This window comes from Maribacter sp. (assembly GCF_016744255.1).
Taxonomy (GTDB): Bacteria; Bacteroidota; Bacteroidia; order Flavobacteriales; family Flavobacteriaceae; genus Maribacter_B.
The window spans coordinates 54544-77413 of record NZ_JADGES010000002.1 but is presented as its reverse complement, the minus strand read 5'-3'; the positions used below and the strand labels follow the sequence as shown (position 1 = coordinate 77413).

The window sequence follows — 22870 nt, the reverse complement described above, 5'->3', positions numbered from 1 at the left end:
CGAGAGAAACTTTCAATAGCTCTTTCTTACGATATACTTATATTCGTTTCTTAAATTAGAAATTATGGTGTTTTTAGCTCAATTTTTCGGAGCGTTATTTGGAGCGTTAGCAATTATTTTGGGTGCATTTGGCGCTCATGCATTGAAAAAGATTTTTAACGAAGATCAAATAAAAAGTTTTGAAACTGGTGTTAAATATCAAATGTATCATGCATTGTTACTGTTAATTCTAGGGTTTAATTTAAAACTAGAAACTAGTTTGGAACAAACCATGATTTATTCTATAATCATAGGAGTCTTTCTATTCTCATTCAGTATTTATGGTCTTTGCATAAGCTCTGCAAAAGGGAAACCGCTAAAATTTTTAGGGCCAATTACGCCTCTTGGAGGCTTGTTTTTAGTGTTAGGTTGGGGCTTGCTTCTATACTCTTTTTTATAAAACAAAGCGATAGGTTGCTTTAATAAGAAAAATATTTTTTGGTTTTTCATTTCCAAAAACTCCATCTTCTAAGCTACTATAAAGGCCGCTATTTGGATCTCCAGATTGAGATATGTCCTGGGACCACACTAAGAATATTTCGGAACCTGGAATATATTCCCAACGAGCTACCAGATTGGATCTAAACTGTATAAATGAAAAATCTGGATTGTCAAAACTAAAATCTGTTGCTCCATCTAAGTTAGTATCGATAGAATAGGTATCATTCTGAAGAGTAATTTGATTATCGGTAAACGTAGATATTCTATTATCAAAATCATTTGCCATTGGGTTTATTACTTCTTTGAAAGAAGAATATCTACCTCTAGAAATAAAAGGCTGCCCCCAGTATTGTATAGATAAATTAGGGTTAATAGTATAATTAAGACGTATAGACATACTTAGCGTCTTTTGGTCGATAGTACCATTTACATATTTGGTGTCATTTGCTACTTCTATGTTTTCAATGAATTGTAGTTTGTTTGTGTAAGTACCATATTCGGGCGATACAGAAATGCTAAAAGAATTAAAAGGTTGGTAGGTTACGCCAAATTCAATATTGTAAGATTTGTATGAGTCATCTGTTCCTTTCCGACCATTGTGAAAGATGTTAAAACGAGTTTTTTTTCTGGAATCAGTTCTAACACCGTTAAAGAACCCAATTTCTTTAGCAAGCTTTAATCTAGAGCCACCTCGTAATGCAGAGTTAGAGTATTGTACGGGTTCGTAGTTAAAACCAAGATTCGTAAACCAGTTGTTTTTCCAGTTTTGCCAGCTATTTGTATTAAAGCGAATACTATTATTATTCCCTCCAAAATCCCATACACTCCAGTGATTATAATTAATGCCTACTTTTCTAAAGGTATTATCGGGTTTTAGGGTTTGGTACCCAACCCAAGTATAATGTCTAATATCATCTGCTTTTCTTTGGAAACCCACATCATTTAATTCTAGTTCTGGTGATCTCCAAGTAGCGCCAGTTTCAAATTTCCAATGTCCGTTACCTACTTTTCCTAATTGTACGTTACCACCTGTGCCTGTTAATGAATTTTTAGAAGGGTCTACAGAAAGGTAACTGGCACCTTCTCTATGAAATAAATGGGCAATAGATTCTTGGGTATTCTGTATGGCTTCTTTACTCCCTTTAACATGGCTCCAAAGAATATTGCCCCCAGCATACCAATCTCGGTCGTTCCATTGGTGTTTAAAATCTAAACCACCGGTATATGCAGAATGATGTATAAAGTCTAAATTTTCGGATAATTTGTCTCTATTTGTTGCTGTAAATATGCCTCCTACGAAGGTGTTTTTATCATTGAAATCTTTTTGTAATCTACCAACAAAATAATTTGTCAAGGGTTCTACAAGCTCTTTTCTTCGAGTGCCATTATTATCTATAGTAGCGTATTTTTGGGCGGTTACACTTTCTAATACTCCAATAGACCAGCCATTTTTAGTTTTGCCGCTAAATTTTGCCGCTCCTAGAATTGCAGTATTTTCTGGTTGGTCTACATATTCGTTATCTTCAATGTCTGGATACCCCTGTGGACTTCTACCAATACGTCTAGAGTAAAAAACATTATCCGAGCCAAAAGTATTGCCAGCTTCTGAACGAGATACTCTATAATCAAAGATATTTTTGTTTTCTACAAAAAATGGTCGTTGTTCCCTAAAAAATATTTGAAAACCGTCTAAGGCAATTGCTGAAGGATCTGCTTCTACTTGTCCAAAATCTGGGTTAATAGTTAGGTCTAAGGTTAAATCATTAGTGATGCCTATTTTAGCATCTAATCCTACCGTAATTTTACTATCGTTACCGTCTAAGAATGGGTTGCCCTCTTCGGGCTCATAAGTTTCTAACTTAGTAATAGTGTAGGGCTGTATTTCTAGTTGTTTTTGGGGTTCTAAATTTAGTAAGCCTTTTAATATTCCAAATTCACTTACAAAACCAGGTGTGTCTTGTGGTATACGCTGCCATAGAGAGCGTTCTTCATCTCTAAAGAATTTACGCATGCATTGCAGTCCCCATTCTTGTTCACCAGATTTGCCAAATTTTAATTGGCTTAAGGGTATTTTTAATTCTGCTGTCCACCCTTTGTCATCAATCTTTGTTTTGGTGTACCAAATAGGGTTCCAGCTTTCATCAGAATCATTTCCATTGTTAGAAGAGAATTCATCGCCTTTTACACCTGCAGCAGTAACTATAAATGAAAATGCAGTACGTTCATCATGGTAACTATCAAAAAAGAAACCTACCCAATCTCCCTCAAAACCATCTCTTCTGGATAATCTTTTTACTATTTTTTGAGGTTCATTGTCAAAACAACGAACGGCTAGATATAGAAAATTTTTATCGTATACTATTTTAAATTTAGTTTGATAGTTGGGAGGTGTGTTTTCGTCGGGTCTACTTTCTATAAAATCACCTGCCCATTCTACTAAGCCCCAGCTGGAATCATTTAGAATACCATCGATGTCTGGAGGCAAAGTATTGGCTAATGCCTTAGTCGTGTATGTTTTTTGTATAATTGTAGCGGTAGAATCTTGAGGGTATACAAGAGTGTGAAAAAAGGAAATAGCAAAAAAAACTATTAAGTAGTTGATTTTCATGTGTTAGTTGATGGATGTGTCTTAAGAGACTTGCAAAATCAATAACTGTTACAGCATGTCTAGCCTTTTAAGATATTTTTAACAATTTAGAGAGTATTATTCTATACTAACATCATCTGAAGTAAACTCTCGTATAGCTTGGTTTGGTTCAATTATAGTATATCCTTTCCAAAACTCGGGATTGTAATTAGGCATATATTTGGGTAGAACGGTATTGTTTTCCGTATAAGCATCGTAGGCTGCTTGGGTAATGTTTTCGGAGTTAAAGACAATTACCTCATGTTTATTTATACCTGTTGTTGCTATATCTAATTTTAAGGACAACTCATTCTGTTTATTCCTGCCTTTTACGTGTTTGTTTTTTTCAATAATTTTTAATGGTCTTTTTATACCAACTCGGGTTCCTTCCTCTTCCTCTAAATAACGCAAATTGTATTTTCCGTTTTCTTCCTTGATAAAGAACATTTTCCCTTTATCTAAATATCGGTTCATATTTAAACCTAATAAACTGAATTTTTTAAGGGATTTTATGTTCTCATAATCTACTCGTATAATTGCAAAATCATCCGAATTTATATAAAGCTGACCGCTGTAGTCGGCAGAACCTTTAGATTTAAAATCCACTATGTATATGGCATCATCACCGATATAAGTAAACTCTTTAAGAGTAAAATTGTATTTTCTAGATTTATGAATGAAGTTTAGCTTAGAATCTTCCATGTAAAACAGATTTTGCATCATTCTAGCTAAAGAGTTTCTTCTATATTTAGAGAAGTTGGCTTTTCGGTCTATTTCTTCTTTTTTCTTTTTTTCTATTTCTTTCTTTAAAGCAGCTGCATCTGAGGAATCTACTTCGGTTTCAAAAATTTCATCAAAATCTTCCCCATCTACTTTAGTGCCAAATAGACCAGATTTTATTTTAAAATAAGAATTGGGTTTTACATTTTTACGCACTATTTCATTAAATCTATCTTCTAGGTTCGTAAAATCGAGCTGTTTGCTTTTGTCGTAAAGCTCTGATGCTTTTATAAGCTCCATTTTCTGATTGTCTTCTTCATTATTTCCATACAAATCGCACAAAACTTCTGTGTAATAACTACTTCTTTTAGGGACAGAATTTAAAACGCTATCTAGGAAATTTTTATTAAAAGCGTCTATGGTAGATTTTACAAAAGTATAGTCCATTTTATTAAAACTCTGGTAATAAGAATCTCTAAAAAACAGCCTTTTTTTACTTAAGTTACTGTTGTAATTTTTTTCTAAATTATCTTCAACCATGTCTATGATTTCTTCTGCAGTATATTGTTTGTTAGATACTATAACAGGGTTAAGCTCAATAGCCATAGGTTGCAAATAAATAGTGTTTTCTTGAAATTCATTGATGGGTTTCCCTAAAGTAGCGTAACCAATACAGGAGATGAATAAAGAGTCAGTTGCCTTAATTTCATTATTTAGTAGAAAACTAAAACGACCTTCTTCATTGGTAATTACTCCTTTATTTTTTAGTTTAACGGTAACGTATGGAATTGGTTTTTGACTCGTAGAGTCAACAACTGTGGCTGTTAAAGTTTGTGCTTGCGTGCTAGAAAAAATGGTGGTTATAACAATAGATAAAAGCCAAAAAGTAATTTTTTCCATACAAGTTTGTGTTGATTGATACTACAAACTAAAGCAATGATAAATAGAAAGAAGGTCTATTTTTATTTTCTTTAGTACAGTTTTATCTTTTTTTTAAGAACTATAATTAAAATATAGACGAGTACAAAAGGGTTTTGTTACTAGGAAGGGATAATAAATTGAGTAGAAGAGAAATTATTTATTGTTTAATTGCAACCACAAGAACCACTTTGTCCGCAAGATTTTTCAAAACCTTTCTTTTGTGACTTCACTGGTTTGGGAAGGAAAAATTTTTTCATCATAAAACCAACTGCTACGGCAAGAGTTAGGTAAACCAAAATGTTTTGTAATATCTCCATCTTTACTTTAGTATTTGGTAAGCAGCTAATGCAACAATGTAAGCAAAAATCGTCATAAACACTAATTGTCCTGCAGGCCATTTCCAAGTGTTGGTTTCCCTTTTTACAACAGCTAGAGTACTCATGCATTGCATTGCAAATGCATAAAAGAGTAGTAGAGAAATTCCAGACGCTAGGTTAAACAGGGGCTTTTTAGTTGCAGGATTTATTTCTGCTGCCATACGGTTTTTAATGGTGTCTTCTTCATCGCTACCAACGCTATAGATAGTTGCAAGGGTGCCTACAAATACTTCTCTGGCAGCAAAGGAAGTTAGTACCGCAATACCAATTTTCCAATCGTATCCCAAAGGCTCTACAATAGGAGTTATTGCTTTTCCTAAATATCCCATATAGGAGTTTTCTAATTTAAAACTAGCAATTTCTTGGTTTTTGGCTTGTTCTATAAGATGTGTTTCTTTTAAAAGTAAAGAATCGTTCAATACTTCTGGTTTCTGTTGGAATATTGTTTTTGCAGGACTTTGTAAGAGTTCTGCTTTATAAATTGCTAAATCTTCCGTTACACTCAGTTGGTTAAAGGAAGATAAACCATGTTCTTCTATTTTACTTTCAATAATAGTCTCTGCATTTTTGTAGTTGTCAGATACTCCATAAGAACCTAGGAACCATATAATTATAGAGATGGCAAGTATTATTTTACCAGCGCCAAAAACGAAACTTTTAGTTTTTTCCCATACCGTATATGCTACATTTTTAAACAGTGGTAGTTTGTAATTGGGCATTTCTACTACAAAAAAGGATCTACTTTTAATTTTTAATATTTTATTTAAAATCATTGCAGAGACTATAGCAGCACCAAAACCTAATAGATAAAGTAACATTAAAGTTAGTGCTTGGTAGCTTAAGCCTAAAAATCTTCCTTCGGGAATAACTAAAGAGATAATTATTAAATATACAGGTAAACGAGCAGAACAAGTGGTAAAAGGAGTTACAAGAATGGTTATTAAACGTTCTTTCCAGTTTTCAATAGTTCGTGTGGCCATTACTGCGGGTATGGCGCAAGCGGTTCCAGAAATTAAAGGGACAATACTTTTTCCGCTTAATCCAAAAGGGCGCATTATGCGATCTGTTAAAAAAACAACCCTACTCATATAACCAGTTTCTTCTAAAAGAGCAATGAACAAAAATAAGAAGGCTATTTGGGGAATAAATATGACTATTCCACCGATGCCTGCAATTATTCCTTCTGCAATTAAATTGGTGAAAGCTCCTGCGGGCAGCGTATTTTTAACCCATTCGCTAGCATACGCAAAAGACTCGTCAATAAAATCCATAGGTAAGCTACTCCAATCATAAATAGCTTGGAAAATGGTAAGTAGAATAAGAAAAAAGATAAGGTAGCCAAATACTTTATGTGTTAACATTTTGTCTAATGTAGCTCTTGCTCCTGTTGCAGCATTAGTATCTACATAATAGGCTTCTTTTAAAATTTCATTAATAAACTTATACCTTAAAATGGTTTCTTTTTGTTGTAACCTCTTAAGTTCCGATTTAGATTTAGTAGCAAAAGAAGAAGTGTCTGCCATCAACTTCTTTTCTATAGGCATAAAATTTACGTCTTGCGTAATAACTAGCCATAGTTTATATAAATCTTCTTTAGGGAAAGTTTGTTGTAATCTGCTAAAATAATCTATATCAATTTTTGTGGTATCTACACAGGGTTTTGAGGATAGGTTTTTATAATCAGTAATTAATTCTTTAAGTTTATCTATACCCGTTCCTTTTCTAGAACTTACTAAAGCAATTTTAGTATCTAACTTTTTTTCTAAAAGCGCTATATCTATTACAATACCTTTTTTTACCATTTGGTCTGCCATATTTATGACTAAAATGGTGGGTATTTTAAGGTCTTTAATTTGGGTAAAAAGTAGAAGGTTTCTTTTAAGGTTTTCTACATCAGAAATTACGATGGCAAGATCAGGGTGGTTTTTATCGTTCTTGTTTAGCAGTAGCTCTACTGCTACACTTTCATCTAAAGAAGTTGTGTTTAAGCTGTATGTACCAGGTAAATCTAGTATGTGTGCTTTAATACCTCGGGGTAATTTACAGAGGCCTTCTTTTTTTTCAACAGTAATACCAGGATAATTACCAACTTTTTGGTTAAGACCAGTTAATTGGTTAAAAACAGAAGTTTTTCCAGTATTAGGGTTTCCTATAAGCGCTACATTAATTTGTTTACTCATAGATTTACAGGTTCCGGAACTAAATCTAATTCAATTTTTAAAGCCATAGACCTTCTAATAGCTATGTGCGAACCATTAACGTTTATATATATAGGGTCTTTAAGGGGCGCTATTTGCACTAGTTCTACCAGATTACCAGGTAAGCAACCTAGTTCTAGTAGTTTAATAGGAAGGTAATCATGTGCAAAATCTTTTATTATTCCTTTTTCTCCTCTCTTTAAATGCGCGACTGTAACCACTAATTTTTATTTAGATTGATTTTAAGTAAGGACAAAAATAAGAGAAAAAGATGAGTTTTTAAGCGGTTAGGGAAAATTTATTCTATCCAGTAATTTTATTACTACTATGGGTGTATCAAAATAGTAAAAACGAATTCTTTTTAAGCCCTCTTAGGCTTACTTGGTATATTTTGTTTACAAGGATTTATTCTTGGTATTCTTGTTTTAGAATTGCTAAATCTGTCATTAGTTTTTCAATGTCTTCTTTTTTAGTACCATCATAAAAACCGCGAATACGTTTTTCTTTATCTACTAGAATAAAGTTCTCTGTGTGTACCATATCAAAAGGGCCACCATCACCATCGTCTTTTACTGCTAAATAAGATTTTCTGGCTAGCTTATAGATTTCTTTTTTATCTCCAGTAACTAAATTCCATTTAGAATCGTTTACTCCTTTTTCCAAAGCATATTTTTTCAGCTGCGCTACACTATCTATTATGGGTGTAACGGAGTGCGAAAGTAAAAGAACATCGTCATCATTTAGGATTTTAGACTGTATGCCTCCCATATTTTTGGTCATAATAGGGCAAATAGTAGGACAAGTAGTAAAAAAGAAATCGGCTATATAAATTTTATTGTTATAATTTTCTTGCGTTATCGTTTCTCCATTTTGGTTCGTTAGCGAGAAGTTGGCGATAGTATGGTATTTTTTAACGTGCTGTAGGGTGCTATCTACCAACTCTGAGTTTACCATAGCTGGCTGGTATATTGGGAGTGTCTTTTTTGGCAATAGGGCATTGTAAAATAGATATACAATGATACCCGATAGGATTAACATAACCACTCCAAAGAACTTGTATTTGCTAAAAAAAGAAAGCATATTTTTTTTTACAAAGGTACACTAGTCTTGTAAAGACATCAAAAAAATGCAATATATATTGTAGCCAATTATTTCATAAAAATAAGGAGCTTCAGATAGTTTCTTTTTTTAAGACTTTGTAAAGATGTATTTTTGAGCCGATTTTTAATTACAAAATACAATATGAATCCAATTTTAATTAAGACCATACAATTCTTTTTAAGTCTATCTTTATTGATAGTTCTGCACGAATTAGGGCATTTTATACCTGCAAAAATATTTAAAACAAGAGTAGAGAAATTCTACCTGTTTTTTGATATAAAATTTTCCTTATTTAAAAAGAAGATTGGCGAAACCGTATATGGAATTGGTTGGTTGCCATTAGGAGGTTATGTAAAAATTTCCGGAATGATTGATGAAAGCATGGATACAGAAGCCATGCAAGAAGAGCCAAAATCTTGGGAGTTTAGAAGTAAACCAGCTTGGCAGCGATTAATTATTATGTTAGGAGGGGTTACCGTTAATTTTATTCTAGCTGTAATTATTTATATTGGTATGGCTTGGTCGTATGGAGATGAGTATATAAAGGCAGATAGTTTAAAAGATGGTTTCTGGGTAACAGAATCTACTATAGGAGATAAATTAGGAGTTAAAACAGGCGATTTAATCCTAGCTGTAGATGGAAACCAGGTAGAGAAGTTTAGCGCTATTATGGGAGATATTGCTTACGGTAATACTATTACTATTAAAAGAGATGGTAATACTTTTGAGCAAGAAATTCCAGAGGATTTTATAGCTACTTTAATTAAGGATGAAGATAAAATGCGTTTCTTAAGTCTTAGAAGACCATTTATTATTGCCGAAGTCTCAGAAGAATCTGCAAATAAAAATTCAGGCATTCAAGCTAATGATGAAATTATAGGTATTGGCGATAAAAAGATTACTTATTTTGATGAGGTTAAGCCTATTCTAGAGCAATATAAAGGCAAAGAAGTATCTCTTAGGGTAAAAAGAGAAGGGAATATTGAAAAGCAATTTGCTGTTGTTATAAGTGATACTGCTACAATAGGTTTTATTCCGGGTTTACTTGGTTTAGATGATATGGAGGCAAAAGGGATGTTAAAGTTAGAAACTGTAAAATACTCTTTTGTAGAATCTATACCAGCAGGAATAAACAAGGGTATAGAAACATTATCTAATTATATTAAGGGGATGAAAAAAATATTCAACCCTTCTACAGGTGCGTATAAAGGAGTAGGTGGCTTTGCTGCTATTGCAGGTATTTTTCCAGATGCTTGGAATTGGCCAGTTTTTTGGAATGCAACAGCTTTCTTATCTATTATTTTAGCTTTTATGAACATATTACCCATACCAGCCTTAGATGGTGGACACGTAATGTTTTTACTGTATGAAATGGTTACAGGAAGAAAACCTGGCGATAAATTTATGGAGTATGCACAGATGACAGGATTCTTTATTTTAATAGCTTTATTGTTGTTTGCCAACGGTAATGATTTGTACAAATGGTTAATTAAATAAAAACAATAAAAAATTGTTTGGTGAAGTAGAAAAAACATTTATATTTGCAGCCGCTTTAGGATACTAAAGTAAAAATAACACTCCTCCTTAGCTCAGTTGGTTAGAGCATCTGACTGTTAATCAGAGGGTCCTTGGTTCGAGCCCAAGAGGGGGAGCAGATACACAAAAAGCCTTTACAGAAATGTAGAGGCTTTTTTGATTTAAATAGCCTAATATCTTATGAAAAATATAAAATTCACAAACCATAATAGAAGTAAGATTGTTACGGAGCTAGAGCAAACCGAGTACGATTTGGTCGTTATTGGTGGCGGAATTACAGGGGCAGGAATTCTTTTAGATGCATCTTCTAGAGGAATGAAAGTTGCATTAGTAGAAAAAGAAGATTTTGCTTCTGGTACTAGTAGCAGATCCTCTAAACTTATTCATGGTGGTCTTCGTTATTTAAAACAGTTTGAGCTTTCTTTAGTAAAAGAAGTAGGTAAAGAAAGAGCTATTGTACACAGGTTAGCACCGCATTTGGTGATTCCCGAAAAAATGCTTCTTCCATTAATTAAAAATGGTTCCTATAGCGAATGGATGACTTCGATTGGCCTTAAGGTCTATGATATTTTGGCAGATGTAGAGGAGGAAGACAAGCGTAAGATGAAAAATAAAGAAGAAACTTTAGCGCTAGAGCCATTATTGCCAGAGGATATTTTAAAAGGTTCCGGGTATTATGCAGAATATAGAACAGACGATGCTAGGCTTACATTAGAAAACATAAAAACGGCTATTGGTTATGGAGGTACGCCGTTAAATTATACGCAAGTAGAGGAGTTTATTTATAATGAAGGGCAGGTAGCAGGTGTAAAGGTTATAGATAAGATTAGTGGAGAAGCATATAGCATAAATTCTAGATTTATTATAAACGCAACTGGACCCTGGGTAGATGAACTTAGAGAGGTTAACCATTCTAAAGAAGGAAAACAATTACATTTAACAAAAGGAGTGCATTTAGTGTTTCCAAGAGAGAAATTACCGTTGAAACAATCGGTGTATTTTGATATTCCAGACGGGCGTATGATGTTTGCAATTCCAAGAGGAAAAGTTACATATGCAGGTACTACGGATACTAATTATACTTTAGATAAAAACGAAGTAAGAACAACAATAGAAGATGCGGATTATTTATTAAATGCTATAAATAACATGTTTCCTACTGTTAATTTAGTGCGGAAAGATATTATTTCTTCCTGGGCAGGATTAAGACCTTTAATTCATGAAGAAGGGAAGTCTCCTTCAGAGCTATCCAGAAAGGATGAAATATTTATTTCCGATTCTGGGTTAATTAGTATGGCAGGCGGAAAACTTACTGGCTACAGAAAAATGGCAGAAAAGGTGGTGAATAAACTTCAAAAAAAATTAGAAAGAACTACCCATATTGAATACAAAGAAGTGTTTACCCATAAAATTCCTTTGGTTGGTGGCCCTTGGAAAAAATATAAGCAGGTTAAAAAGTATGTAAAAAAATTAACTCAAGATTTAGAGCAATATGGTTTTGAACCCTATACCGCATGGTATTTAACCACTACATACGGGAGACAATCTGAGCAGATTATAGCTGTTTTTAAAACAAAATCTGGAGACGATAAAAATGAAAATTTAATATTGGCAGAGTTAGATTTTTGTATACAAAATGAAATGGTAGTTACACCAATGGATTTCTTTTTTAGAAGAACAGGTATGTTGTATTTTGATATAGAAAGTGTAACAAAATATTTAGAGAAAATTTTAACCGTTTTTGGAGTTTCTTTTAACTATTCTGCAGAACAAATAAATGTTTTTAGAGAAACTATAGAAAAAGAAGTAATTAAGCATTCTTCGTTTTAAGCTGTAGTTTTGTTAAGGTGTGTTAACCATATAAAAATCTCTCCTATTAATTTGTAAATTCGTTCTATGAGAAAAATAATTCTTTTTTGTTTTATGGTGCTTTGTTTTATGTCTTGTAAAGAGAAGAGTATCCAGGCTAGTATAGCTGATGATGTGTCGACTTTAGACACAAAAGAATGGATTAAAAAGGCAATGGTTAATGCAAAAGCAAACTCTATTCTAGAGTCATGGCCAGAATACAATGCTTTTGATACAAGTGTAGAGGTACTTTATAAAGCTGAGAATTTAGAGGATTTGGCTATAGCATTAGAAGACTTAATAGAAAAGCAAAAACTTCTTTTAAAGTCTAAATACCCAGAGGATTATAATGTTCCGCAAATAAAAAGTAGACAAAAAGTAGTACTTACCTATATGCTAAAATTAAAGGCGGATCTAGAGTATAGATTGCCTACAGAAGTATCTACCCGAGAGTTGTTAGAGGCAAATAATGCAATGAGAACTCAGTTTAATGTGGAGATAAATAATCCGTTAGATAATTCCTTAATACTAGAAGAAGAGGGAAATTAAAAAACGGGAGTAAAAGTATGTAAACAAAAGAGAGAGAAATTTTACTTCTCTCTCTTTTGTTTAATAGAAATTATTTTTTTTCCTCTGGCGCCTCTTTTCTAGAAACTAAAGCTTGTTTGCTTAAACTTGCTAAATTAAAGTTAGGGTCTAATACTAAAGCCTCATCTAGTAAAGCAACAGAGGCATCAATATTCTTTTTATCATTATTATAAGTTATAAGAGCTTTTAAATGAAGAAAAGCAGCTTTTAAAGGGACTTCATATGGTTGTTGGCGTTCGTAAAATGCATATTTCATTTCTGTTTTTGCATTTATAATACCATAATCAATATGTGTAGATGCGCCAACCTTATCTCCTGTTTGTATTTTTAAATCTGCTAATTCGTATGCTAAATAAGCGTTTGGCGTTCTTTTGTTTAATACTTCAAACTGTTCTAAAGCTCTCTTTGGTTGGTTTAAAGCTTTTAAAGAAATTGCTTTTACCTGCACTGCTAAATCAGAATCGGAATCTAACTTTTCAATTCCAATAGTATTTAATGCTTGTAAGTGTTGATTGTCATTGGCATAAATGTATGCTAAGGTATCTTTCCTTTGTTTAGAAGGAGATATAACGTTTAAATGTGTTAGTGCATTTATAACGCCACTAACATCACCTTGTTGACGCATTTCATTATAAAAAGCTTCATAATGTTTTTGTAATTCTGTTTTGGTTTGTGCAATTGCAGAAAATCCTATTAGACATGCAAATACAAAAAGTACTTTTTTCATTTTTGTTCATTTTTGGTTTGCTAATCTATTGAAATTATTTCTAGTATTCTGTTAATAAAACCCTTAAATAAGGGATGTAAAAGAGAAAAGAGATGCGTTAAACATCTCTTTTCTTTTAAATTAGAATTATGCAATACTTAATTTTACTTCTTGCTGTGTAAAAGATCGTAATAAGGTGGCATAAAAGCCAAGACTTTTAGAGTCTTTGTCAATGCAAGATTTTAAAAATTCTTTTAAGTTTTTAAAAAATAAATTAGCATGTACTACAGGTAGGTTAACATTTGCAGTTTTAGGATTATATTGTTTATCGTCGATAACAATATCCATTTTTACACGATGTCTATAATAATCTATAGATACATCTGCAGCATTATAATATTTTTTAAGTAGTGCAATGTGCAACCTTTTAAAATTTAAAGTGTTGGTTTGGTCGGTACAACTACGGGAAATTAGATTTTCTACATCCATTAAAATTCTCCCTTTTAGATTTGAATTTTCCATGGCTTTTATATTTAATCATTTAAGTAAAGTTATGTGTTTAATCTATAACTAACTTATAATCAATTTATTAATTAACATAAAATCTACGTATTTGTTGTAAAACCTCTTTTGTTTGTGGTGTCTTAAGTGAAGATTGATGTGTGGAAATGGTAGTTTTTAACATTTGTAAGGAAGTAGGAGCTTACCCTTTTAGAGTCGTCCTGTGGTGAATCTGCGTACTTTGGAGGGACTATACCTCTTTTTATAGCTTCCTGGGTGTAATATTCCTTTTTTGTAGGATGGCTTGGGTATACTGCATTAATAAGTTCGTTGCTCCAATTATTAGTTATACTTTCTTTTAATATAGAAATACAATCCTCTAAGTGGATTAAATTTACGGAGGCATTCCCATTTTTTAATTCTGTTTTACCAGAAAGTATTGTTATTGGGTGTCTATTAGGACCTATTAATCCGCCAAAACGGATTATGGTAGTTTGTAAACTGGAATCTTCTAAAAGCATATTTTCAGAGAGTACTAATTGCTTACCAGACTCTGTGTTGGGAGAGACTGTAGTTTTTTCATTAATAATCCCTGTAGTATTTCCATAAACAGCAGTGCTACTAGCAAAGATAATTTTAGAACATAGACTGGTTTTAATCTTGTTTTTTAGGAGGGACATTTTTTTTACAAAACTCTCCTGTTTTTTTCCTCTTAAGCGAGGAGGAACATTTATGACTATAATATCTAAAGAATGTAAAAAGTCAGAGATTGGTCCTTCGATTCTATCTTCAAAAAGAGAAATATTATAGGCTTTAATTCCGGCATTTTTTAAGGTTTCTATTTTGTCGGAAGAGGTGGTGGTACCATGAACTGTAAAACCATCTTTTAGTAACGATTTGGCTAAAGGTAATCCTAACCAACCGCATCCTATAATTCCAATATTCTGCATTAAAATTTAATGGTTTTAGTTATCACTATAGCATCATTTAATATAAAAGGCATCGGAATATTATCTTTGGGTCTTTCCGGAATACTAAAAAGGGGATTGTCTAGTAAATCATTAGAAGCTTCAAAAAGAGTAAGCTCTAAATGTTCATCTTTAGGAAAACTTAATCTAACTTCTGTATAGGCATTGTCTGTTATATAGTGTGTTATTAGCTTGTTTCTTTTTCTGTTTTCTAGAAAATAATTGGATAAAGGAACTCCATTTATTTCTGCACTTTGTATTTCTATGTCATTTGTAATAAGTTCTAATCTATTTACATTACGCTGTGGTGTAATGCATAAATCTATAAATCTTTGATTACCAATAATGGTGTCCTTTGTTTTCTCAATTACTGGGGGTTTAATATTTTTTAAGGGAGCAGCAACTGTAAAGGTGAAGTTTGTGCCATACTTACTGCTCAAAGTCTTGGATCCAGCTTCTGGAGTCTTTTTTGTTTTTCCTAAATATTGAGATGTCCAGGGAGATAATTGGTGCTCATAGGTTACCCATTTGGCAGCATTTGTATCGGTGTCTAGCACATACAATAGACTAGTTGGCTTAGAATTTTCTTTGTTAAAATTAGAATTTAAATGGGCATAGAAGAAGAATCCTAAAAATACAATAAAAGATAGTATGGCTAAAAAACGCTTGTTCTTGTAGAACGCAAATATGGGTAATAATAAAATAAAAGTTAAAGTAGTTAGTACGGTAGAAGCCACCATCATTTTTAAACCTAATCCTATGGGAAACATTTTTATAAAAGGAGCGTAAATCCATAACGCAGGTAATGCTAAAAAGACGAGTAATAAACCGTTCGGCATTTTTTGATTTTGCGTAACAAATAGAGCCGCTAACAAGGCATAAACTGGAATAATAAAGAAACTAGCGCCCTTTAAATATACCGAAACACCAGCGCAAAGAAGTAACCACAAAAATAGCGGGGCTATTAAGAGGTTTGGGGTTGTTATTTTATGAAATTTATAATATACCCAAAAACAGACGCCAATAGATAAAGAAACAAAAGCTGCTATATAAGCATGGCCGTTATAAGTGAATCCATGTAACATATCGTTGTACTGCGGGTAAAGTGTTTTTAAGATACTCCAACTAAAATATCCAATAACACCATTTATGGCAATGGAAATTAACATAGGTAAAAAACCTGTTAAGATTTTGTTTCCTTGTAGGGTTTTCTTTTTAAACCCTTGAAAGAGTAATAGGACAAACAAAAGTATTCCTAATACTAACATTGGTAAAATCCAATCAAAAGGGTAAGACACCAATTTAAAGAAAGGTACATTAAAGTAGATAAAATCGCTAAGGCTTTTTAGATTACTTAAATCCGAATTGGAAAAATAATGAAGCAAGGGAACTAAGTAACTGCCTTGGTGGGCTAATGTATTTCTATCTAAACGTGCATAGCTATCTTTGGCAGTATGGTAGTCGTAATGGTCATCAATAAAAGCAAAATTAAAGCCTTCAATATCTCCATTTTCTCTAAAAACGGTTAAATCAGTATCATTAGGAAGCATTTTGTAGATACTATAGACTAAAGAATTGGCAACAGGGTAATCGGGGTTTGCCTTGGTAAATTCTTCTATAAGTTTCTTATTTCCTCTATTAGTCTCTATAAGCATGTAGCTTGGGCCACCACTGCCACGTGCTTCAAAATTAAGCACAAGGCCAATATCTTTAATCCAAGGATGCTTATTTACGAACAAATCTGCTCCGTTAAGACCTAATTCCTCAGAATCCGAGATGAGGATAATAATATCATTTTTAGGTTTGTTTTCTTTGGCTAAAAATTGACGTACTCCTTCTAAAATCGTTGCTACGCCACTAGCTGCGTCACTAGCACCTAAGGAGGAATGCGGGTGACTATCATAGTGACTCAATAGAAGCAATGCTTTTTTGGAATCACTTCCTTTAATGCGAGCCAATATATTATTTACTTTACTTAGGTTTCCCCAGTCTCCAGCTGTATACCCTTCTTGAAAGGAAACTTCAAGACCTAATTTTTCCAATTCGCTAGAGATATAATTTCTAACTACGGTGTGTTCTGGGAAGCCAACACCATGTGGTTTTTTTGATATGTGTTTTACATGTTCTAATGCTCGGTCCGTAGAAAATTCGGTTTTAGTTGCATTACTATCTTCTGTGTAAGAGGGCATAGAAGATTTAAATGACCAATAAATGGCTATGGTAATAAGAACTAAGGTACTTAGGGCGGTACTTTTTTTCATTTATAAGGAATAATCTATTTTAGAACAAGTTTAATGTAAAATTAATGCTTAAATATGATAAATGATAATGTAATGACACATTAAAACGGGTATAATTAGGAATTTCGCAATATTTTTCTATCTTTAGTAATCAACCTAAAAAATAAAAGCATATGGGGATTAAGAGTTTTCAAGGGATAAGAAAGACTACGAAGAAGGAATTTGATGCTCCGTTATTGGTTGAAGATTACATGACTAAAAAGTTACTAACGTTTAGTCCAGAACAATCTATACTAGAGGTTATGGAGCTTTTTGCAAAGAACCATATATCTGGGGGGCCTGTTATTGATAACAATGGATTTTTAGTGGGGATTATCTCGGAGGCAGATTGTATGAAACAAATATCGGAAAGCCGTTATTTTAATCAACCTATTTTGGACAAAAGCGTGGAGCGTTTTATGACTAAAAATGTAGAAACTATTGAGCATAGCATAAGTATTTTTGATGCTGCTGGTGTTTTTCATAAAGGTAACAGACGTAGGCTTCCTGTTATGAACAATGGAATTTTAGTAGGCCAGATAAGCCGTAAAGATATTGTGATAGCTGCTTTGAAATTGAGCGGACAAAACTATAAGTAATTATTATTCTCTTTTAACAATCATATAGTAATCATTATCTAGAGGTAAGTACCCTAGGTCATATATAAAAAAATAGGTAGTTCCTTTTTTTGTAGTATACAGGTTGGTGATAAAATCAAAATCGAAACCTCGGTCTAAAAGCCTTGTTCTTGTGGTTTTGGTTTTACCATCTTTAAGGGGGAAACTGTCTAGAACTCGGTAGTTTTTGCGGAGGCGATTATTTATATTTCTAATGAGGTTTTTGCTGTCTTTATTTATTTTGTTATTATATGCGTTTCTACAATAATCAGAGCAGAATTTTTTATCCACTCTACCCATTATTTCTGTACTACATTCTAAGCACTCTTTTTTCATATTATTTCCTCTTGTAGCTAAATTTTTCTTCTGCTTTAACTCCATCGCTGTTAATTACAACATATAAATTTATTTCGTTTTCACTAATTTTTTCAAACGTAAACCCTTCAAAAAAGGCTTTGTTTTCTTCCATTTTTATTAATTTAAAATCTACGGTTTCATCTTTTGTCTCCCAACCTTTTAAATTACCACCAAAATGTTTTAATTGTAGTAAAAGTGTGTTTTCTTTTTCTTGAATATGCCCAATTTCGTAAAATTGTACTTTTCCTTCTAAGACTAGTTTAAAAACAAACATCATAGAATCGCCCATTGGAGGACTCCATATTTCTTCTGTAGTACCACCAAAGGCTTCTCCTTTCCAATGTCCAGAAATCCAAGCAACATCAGAAAGGCTGGCTTTGGGAGACTTTTCTCCTTCTTTTAATTGTATCGTATTTTGGCTAGATACGTTTATGGAAAATAGAAGTAATAGTAAGAGAATGAGTTTCATAGATAGGGATTTACATTTGCAACAAGTTACAAATTATACGATTATAAATCAATAATCGTATAATCTGTACTTCTAGGTAGGCAATTTATTCTATTATTAACTGATGCTTTATTAGTAAACCAGAAAGGCCGTCTTTAGAAAATTTTGCTTTTTTAAGTTCATTTTTCTCTGGGTCTATAGTGTGGTTAAAAGCAGTTGTGAAGTCTGCTTTTTCCAAGTTGGTTCTGTCGAATATTGCTTGCTCTAAATTACAGCCAGAGAAGTCTACTCCATTTAACTCACTTTTTGTAAAATCTACCTCAATTAGTTTACTATCCTTAAATTGTTGGTTTTTTAGAGTGAGCCCAAAAAAAGAAGCATAGTTTAAAGTACAATTGTGGAACACAAAATCTATTAAAAAAGTGTTGCAAGTTTCAAAATTTACACCCAATATTTTACAATTTATAAAAGAAACTTCTTTAAAAGTGGTGTTGGTAATATTTACAGAAGAAAGATTACAGTCTATGAATGTACACTCCATAAAATTTTGATTGTCTAACAAGCTGTTTTCAAAATTGCAGCCGTTGAAAGTACAATTTTCATACTCTCTTCTTTCTAACCTATGGGTTGTATAATTTTTTCCCTTATATATTTTATCTGTTATGAATGATCTTTGCATAGTCTTCTAAATAGAAGTAAAGTTACTTATTAGATGCTTAAGTTGTTATTAGGTTTATTGCATCATAAGTGTTAATTTATTGTTAATACTTATGATTTTTGTAAGAATTACCTTAATATGTTTCCATATTTGATAGCTTTCCAAAATTAATTAATTTGTTATGTGGTCTAATTCAAAATTTGCTTTATGCTTACTTGGAATAATTATTTTTTTTCAATCTTGTGAAAAGGAAAATTTAAAAGAGAAACCTTCTGATAATCAAGTTTTTAGTATTGAATTGGATTCTGTGGTAGTTTCGGATTCTCTTTTATTATCGGTTTTAAAAGAAGAAGATGCTTATCGGAAAATGACAAAGGCAGGAAGAATTGTTGATATCTCTGGAATGGATGTTGTAAAAGAGAATCCGAAAAAGGTATATGCGCATTATATGCCTTGGTTTCAAAGTTTAGATTATGATGGGTATTGGGGGCAACACTGGACAATGGCTAATAAAAACCCAAATATTGTTGATGCGGATGGGAAGAGAGAAATAGCATCGTATTATTATCCTATCATAGGACCATATTCTTCTAATGACCCAGATTTGCAAGAATATCATTTTTTAATGATGAAACTTTCTGGAATAGATGGAGTAATTTTTGACTGGTATGGTAGTAAGGATCTGTATGATTATGATTTAATTAAACAATCTACAGAGTCATTTATGGCAAGGTTAGATGATTTAGGTATGGAATTTTCTATTATGTATGAAGATAGGGTTGCAGTGGACACCTATAATTCTGGACTTGCTTCAAGTGTTGTAGATGCAGCTCAAATGGATTTTCAGTATATAAAGGACAGTTACTTATCTCGACCCAATTTTCTTAACCATAATGGAAAAGAATTATTATTTGTTTTTGGCCCAAATACTATTACAAACACAGCAGATTGGGATAGTATTTTTTCTGTATTCCCGGTAAATGAAGAGCCTTATTTTTTAACCCTATGGGCAGCGCAAAATATGGTTGGTAGTAGTGCCTCTGGAGAATTTTTGTGGGTGGCGCAAGATCATTTACTAGCGCATGATTATTACTATGGGGAGTATTTAGACAATAATTTGGTTACCGTAGGTAGTAGTTATCCTGGGTTCGACAGCTTTTATGAAGACGGTGGATGGGGTTTACAACATGATTGGGGAATACCTCACAATAATGGCAATGTATTTGTGGAAACACTTAATTATACACATCATGAGGCTGCTGATTTTGTACAATTGGTTACATGGAACGATTTTGGTGAAGGAACCATGTTAGAGCCTACAGAGGAATATGGTTTTTTAAACTTGCAATTATTACAGCAATATACTGGGGTTACTTATGTTCCAGAAGACTTGCAAATTGTTTTGGATTTGTACAAGGCTCGGAAAGAATTTACAGGTAACTATGAGGTGCAGTATTACTTAGATAGAAGCTATAGAAAAATAAAAAAGTCTAAAATGAATAGGGCTAGACTTATACTTATGGCGGTTAATAGATTTTATGGTTCTTAAGGTATAAAAGTAGTAGTAATATGGTTTTTCATTTATATACCAAACGGTATGTGTTGTTAAGTAGTTTTAAAAGAATAACTTTTATTTTTTACAAAACATTTCATTTAAATATAATTTCGTTTTTGTATTTTGTATTAACTTGAATATCTTGTTGTTGTGTAATATTTTTTAGATTCTAATTGGTTTATTTTCTTAGGTTTAAGATAGATATACTAATTGGTATGTAGATTTACTAGATTATTTTTGGAGATTTTCATGATTCTATTCATTTTTGTGTTTCTATTCTTTAGAATAGGAAAAATAGAATTCGTTTGTAAATTATGTGGAATTATATTCTTAGCAGAACCAAACATAATTTAGATTACCTCTTTTCTTAGTTGTATTGTACCGTATTTGGGCGGTAAAATTCCATGTTATTTTAGGTAGATACTTTAAAGTTCAAATATATTTAGATTCGAAGTAGATTTATTTAAAGTGTTTTTCTTACCTAATATTTAGATAGTTTTAGGCGTGGAGGGTTATGAAAAGGTAGAATATTAAAGAGATTTAAGTTGGCTTATTCGGGCTTTGTAATAATAGACCCTTCTGTCATTTTACGTTCTAATTCTGCCTGAAATTCTTCCATTACTGGCTTTACAGTACTTTCTGGTAAGTCGGCTATTTTAATATACATTAAGCCGTCTACAGAATTATTAAATAGAGGATCTACATTAAAGGCAATTACTTTAGCATTCTGTTTAATGTATTTTTTTATAAGAACTGGTAGACGTAGGTTACCAGGTTCTACTTCATCAATAATCCTATCAAACTTGTTTAAATCTGCTTGTGTTTCATCAAAAACAAATTCTTTATCGGCATCTTTAAGTTTTACTTTGAACTCTTTTTTAGGATGAATATATTGGGCAACATATGGATCCCAATAATTAGACTTCATGAACTCTATCATAAGCGATTTAGAGAAGTTAGAGAATTGATTGCTTATACTTACTCCTCCTATTAAATACTTATGCTCTGGGTGCCTTAAAGTAGTGTGTACAATACCTTTCCATAGTAAAAATAGTGGCATAGGTTTTTGTTGGTATTCTTTTACTATGTACGCTCTGCCCATTTCAATAGAATCTTCCATCATTCCGTATAATTCTGGTTCTACTCGGAATAAATCCTGAAGATAAAAACCATCTATACCATGTTTCGGAAATATTTCAGAACCCATCCCCATTCTGTATGCCCCTACAATGCACTTTGCTGCGCTATCCCATAGAAATAAGTGATAATAATAAGAGTCGAACACATCTAAATCTATAGCTTTATTTGTGCCTTCCCCTATGGCTCTAAAGGTAACTTCTCTTTGTCTGCCTATTTCTTTTAGAATAAAGGGCATATCTTTTTTTTGAGCTAAAAAAACTTCGTAATTTTTGCTTTGTAATAGGCGGCAGTCTTTTTCTCTTAATTTTTCAATTTCTCCTTCCATTACTTCGGAGGGAACAGCGGATGCTATTTTTTTTGGGGCTTTTGGAATTTTTAGAGTGGTTGGTATTTGGTCTATTAAGCGTTCTTTTTCATACGCATTCGATAGTATGTATGTTTTTTTTCTTAAAAGATCGGTAAAGTCTTCTAGGGTAGCTTGTTCTTTTTGTGCTTTTACGGAAATAGGTTGTCCTATACGTACTTTTATAGGACGATTTTTCTGAGAATAAACCTCAGAAGGTAATTTTGCCGTTCTAAACACATCACTTATTTTGGATAAGCGATAAAATAAAGAGCTATTTTTTCCGTGAAAATAAATGGGAACTACAGGGACTTCAGCTTTTCTAATCAATTTTAGAGCAGGTTCTTCCCAAGGTTTGTCTACAATTAATTTACCGTCTTTATAGGTAGAAACTTCTCCTGCGGGGAAAATCCCTAAAGGGTGCCCTGCACGTATGTGGGTCATTGCACTTTTAAAACCAGCAATACTACTTTTAACGTCCTTATTATTCTCAAAAGGATTTACGGGTAAAATATAAGGCTCCATAGGCTCAATTCTATGAAGCAGAAAATTGGCTATAATTTTAAAATCGGACCGATGAGAAACCAAAAGTTTCATAAGTAATACACCATCAATTCCGCCTAATGGATGGTTAGATATGGTTATATAGGAACCATCTTTTGGTAAGCGCCTAAAGTCTTCTTCGGGAATTTCAAAGTCTATTTCATAATATTCCAAAATTGCATCTAAAAAAGCAATGCCCTCTAAATGTTTATGGTCATTGTAAAACCTATTGATGCTAGATATTCTGGTTACTTTCATCAGAAACCATCCAATAGAAGTACCTAGAAAGCCATATTTACTAAGGTTAATAGCTTTTGCTACTTCCTTTGCAGTTACTAAACCCATAGATTTAAAAAATTT

General features: G+C 32.6%; 20 protein-coding genes and 1 tRNA gene. 7 read left to right on the top strand and 14 right to left on the bottom strand.

Annotated features, from left to right (window positions below):
* The first annotated feature begins 64 nt into the window (after window positions 1-64).
* Window positions 65-439, top strand: coding sequence for a DUF423 domain-containing protein (locus QZZ51_RS00945; RefSeq protein WP_291864607.1), 375 nt, complete (start codon window positions 65-67; stop codon window positions 437-439).
* On the opposite strand, the gene QZZ51_RS00940 is transcribed toward QZZ51_RS00945, so the two are convergent.
* The 6 genes from QZZ51_RS00940 to QZZ51_RS00915 all read right to left on the bottom strand — a co-directional run bounded on the left by QZZ51_RS00940 (window position 434) and on the right by QZZ51_RS00915 (window position 8402).
* Window positions 434-3088, bottom strand: a complete 2655-nt coding sequence (locus QZZ51_RS00940; protein ID WP_291864605.1) for a DUF5916 domain-containing protein — start codon at window positions 3086-3088, stop codon at window positions 434-436. The genes QZZ51_RS00945 and QZZ51_RS00940 overlap by 6 nt on opposite strands.
* A 96-nt stretch (window positions 3089-3184) precedes the next feature.
* Window positions 3185-4726, bottom strand: coding sequence for a carboxypeptidase-like regulatory domain-containing protein (locus tag QZZ51_RS00935; protein WP_291864602.1), 1542 nt, complete (start codon window positions 4724-4726; stop codon window positions 3185-3187).
* A 185-nt stretch (window positions 4727-4911) separates the two neighbouring features.
* Window positions 4912-5064 (bottom strand): hypothetical protein, encoded by a 153-nt coding sequence (locus QZZ51_RS00930; RefSeq protein WP_291864600.1) that lies wholly within the window; start codon window positions 5062-5064, stop codon window positions 4912-4914.
* A 2-nt stretch (window positions 5065-5066) separates the two neighbouring features.
* Window positions 5067-7304 carry a ferrous iron transport protein B gene (feoB, locus tag QZZ51_RS00925; protein WP_291864597.1) on the bottom strand — a complete coding sequence of 746 codons (2238 nt, stop codon included), beginning with the start codon at window positions 7302-7304 and terminating at the stop codon, window positions 5067-5069.
* On the bottom strand, window positions 7301-7543 hold the full coding sequence (locus tag QZZ51_RS00920; RefSeq protein WP_291864595.1) for a FeoA domain-containing protein: 243 nt from the start codon (window positions 7541-7543) through the stop codon (window positions 7301-7303). Before QZZ51_RS00920 ends, feoB begins: the two co-directional genes overlap by 4 nt.
* 184 nt (window positions 7544-7727) lie before the next feature.
* Window positions 7728-8402: an SCO family protein gene (locus tag QZZ51_RS00915; protein ID WP_291864592.1), complete on the bottom strand. Its 675-nt coding sequence runs from the start codon at window positions 8400-8402 to the stop codon at window positions 7728-7730.
* A gap of 162 nt (window positions 8403-8564) precedes the next feature.
* Between QZZ51_RS00915 and rseP the strand changes: the two genes are divergently transcribed.
* From rseP to QZZ51_RS00895, 4 genes are all read left to right on the top strand, one after another.
* A complete protein-coding gene (gene rseP, locus QZZ51_RS00910) occupies window positions 8565-9920 on the top strand; it encodes an RIP metalloprotease RseP (protein WP_291864590.1) in 1356 nt (451 codons plus the stop codon).
* An 81-nt stretch (window positions 9921-10001) separates the two neighbouring features.
* Window positions 10002-10075 (top strand) — tRNA-Asn (locus QZZ51_RS00905).
* Between the two features lie 64 nt (window positions 10076-10139).
* Entirely contained in the window at window positions 10140-11789 is a 1650-nt protein-coding gene (locus QZZ51_RS00900; protein WP_291864589.1) for a glycerol-3-phosphate dehydrogenase/oxidase, read from the top strand.
* 66 nt (window positions 11790-11855) lie between these two features.
* Window positions 11856-12356 (top strand): hypothetical protein, encoded by a 501-nt coding sequence (locus QZZ51_RS00895; protein ID WP_291864588.1) that lies wholly within the window; start codon window positions 11856-11858, stop codon window positions 12354-12356.
* Between the two features lie 70 nt (window positions 12357-12426).
* Here QZZ51_RS00895 and QZZ51_RS00890 read toward each other — a convergent pair whose 3' ends face one another.
* The 4 genes from QZZ51_RS00890 to QZZ51_RS00875 all read right to left on the bottom strand — a co-directional run bounded on the left by QZZ51_RS00890 (window position 12427) and on the right by QZZ51_RS00875 (window position 16831).
* Window positions 12427-13122, bottom strand: a complete 696-nt coding sequence (locus tag QZZ51_RS00890; protein ID WP_291864587.1) for a hypothetical protein — start codon at window positions 13120-13122, stop codon at window positions 12427-12429.
* A 126-nt stretch (window positions 13123-13248) separates the two neighbouring features.
* Entirely contained in the window at window positions 13249-13623 is a 375-nt protein-coding gene (locus QZZ51_RS00885; RefSeq protein WP_291864586.1) for a hypothetical protein, read from the bottom strand.
* Window positions 13624-13745: 122 nt separating this feature from the next.
* On the bottom strand, window positions 13746-14552 hold the full coding sequence (locus QZZ51_RS00880; protein WP_291864583.1) for an NAD(P)-binding domain-containing protein: 807 nt from the start codon (window positions 14550-14552) through the stop codon (window positions 13746-13748).
* Window positions 14552-16831 carry a M28 family peptidase gene (locus tag QZZ51_RS00875; protein ID WP_291864580.1) on the bottom strand — a complete coding sequence of 760 codons (2280 nt, stop codon included), beginning with the start codon at window positions 16829-16831 and terminating at the stop codon, window positions 14552-14554. Before QZZ51_RS00875 ends, QZZ51_RS00880 begins: the two co-directional genes overlap by 1 nt.
* A 152-nt stretch (window positions 16832-16983) precedes the next feature.
* On the opposite strand from QZZ51_RS00875, the gene QZZ51_RS00870 reads away from it, so the two are divergent.
* Window positions 16984-17448, top strand: coding sequence for a CBS domain-containing protein (locus QZZ51_RS00870; protein WP_291864578.1), 465 nt, complete (start codon window positions 16984-16986; stop codon window positions 17446-17448).
* Between the two features lie 3 nt (window positions 17449-17451).
* Here the strand turns inward: QZZ51_RS00870 and QZZ51_RS00865 are convergent, their stop codons facing one another.
* From QZZ51_RS00865 to QZZ51_RS00855, 3 genes are all read right to left on the bottom strand, one after another.
* Window positions 17452-17802, bottom strand: a complete 351-nt coding sequence (locus QZZ51_RS00865; protein WP_291864575.1) for a hypothetical protein — start codon at window positions 17800-17802, stop codon at window positions 17452-17454.
* A gap of 1 nt (window position 17803) precedes the next feature.
* Window positions 17804-18292, bottom strand: coding sequence for a DUF6265 family protein (locus QZZ51_RS00860; RefSeq protein ID WP_291864573.1), 489 nt, complete (start codon window positions 18290-18292; stop codon window positions 17804-17806).
* A gap of 85 nt (window positions 18293-18377) precedes the next feature.
* Window positions 18378-18950, bottom strand: a complete 573-nt coding sequence (locus tag QZZ51_RS00855; RefSeq protein ID WP_291864570.1) for a pentapeptide repeat-containing protein — start codon at window positions 18948-18950, stop codon at window positions 18378-18380.
* Window positions 18951-19110: 160 nt separating this feature from the next.
* Here QZZ51_RS00855 and QZZ51_RS00850 point away from each other — a divergent pair, with 160 nt between their 5' ends.
* Window positions 19111-20478 carry a glycoside hydrolase family 71/99-like protein gene (locus tag QZZ51_RS00850; RefSeq protein WP_291864567.1) on the top strand — a complete coding sequence of 456 codons (1368 nt, stop codon included), beginning with the start codon at window positions 19111-19113 and terminating at the stop codon, window positions 20476-20478.
* A gap of 556 nt (window positions 20479-21034) precedes the next feature.
* On the opposite strand, the gene QZZ51_RS00845 is transcribed toward QZZ51_RS00850, so the two are convergent.
* Window positions 21035-22855: a lysophospholipid acyltransferase family protein gene (locus tag QZZ51_RS00845; protein WP_291864564.1), complete on the bottom strand. Its 1821-nt coding sequence runs from the start codon at window positions 22853-22855 to the stop codon at window positions 21035-21037.
* Window positions 22856-22870 lie beyond the last annotated feature (15 nt).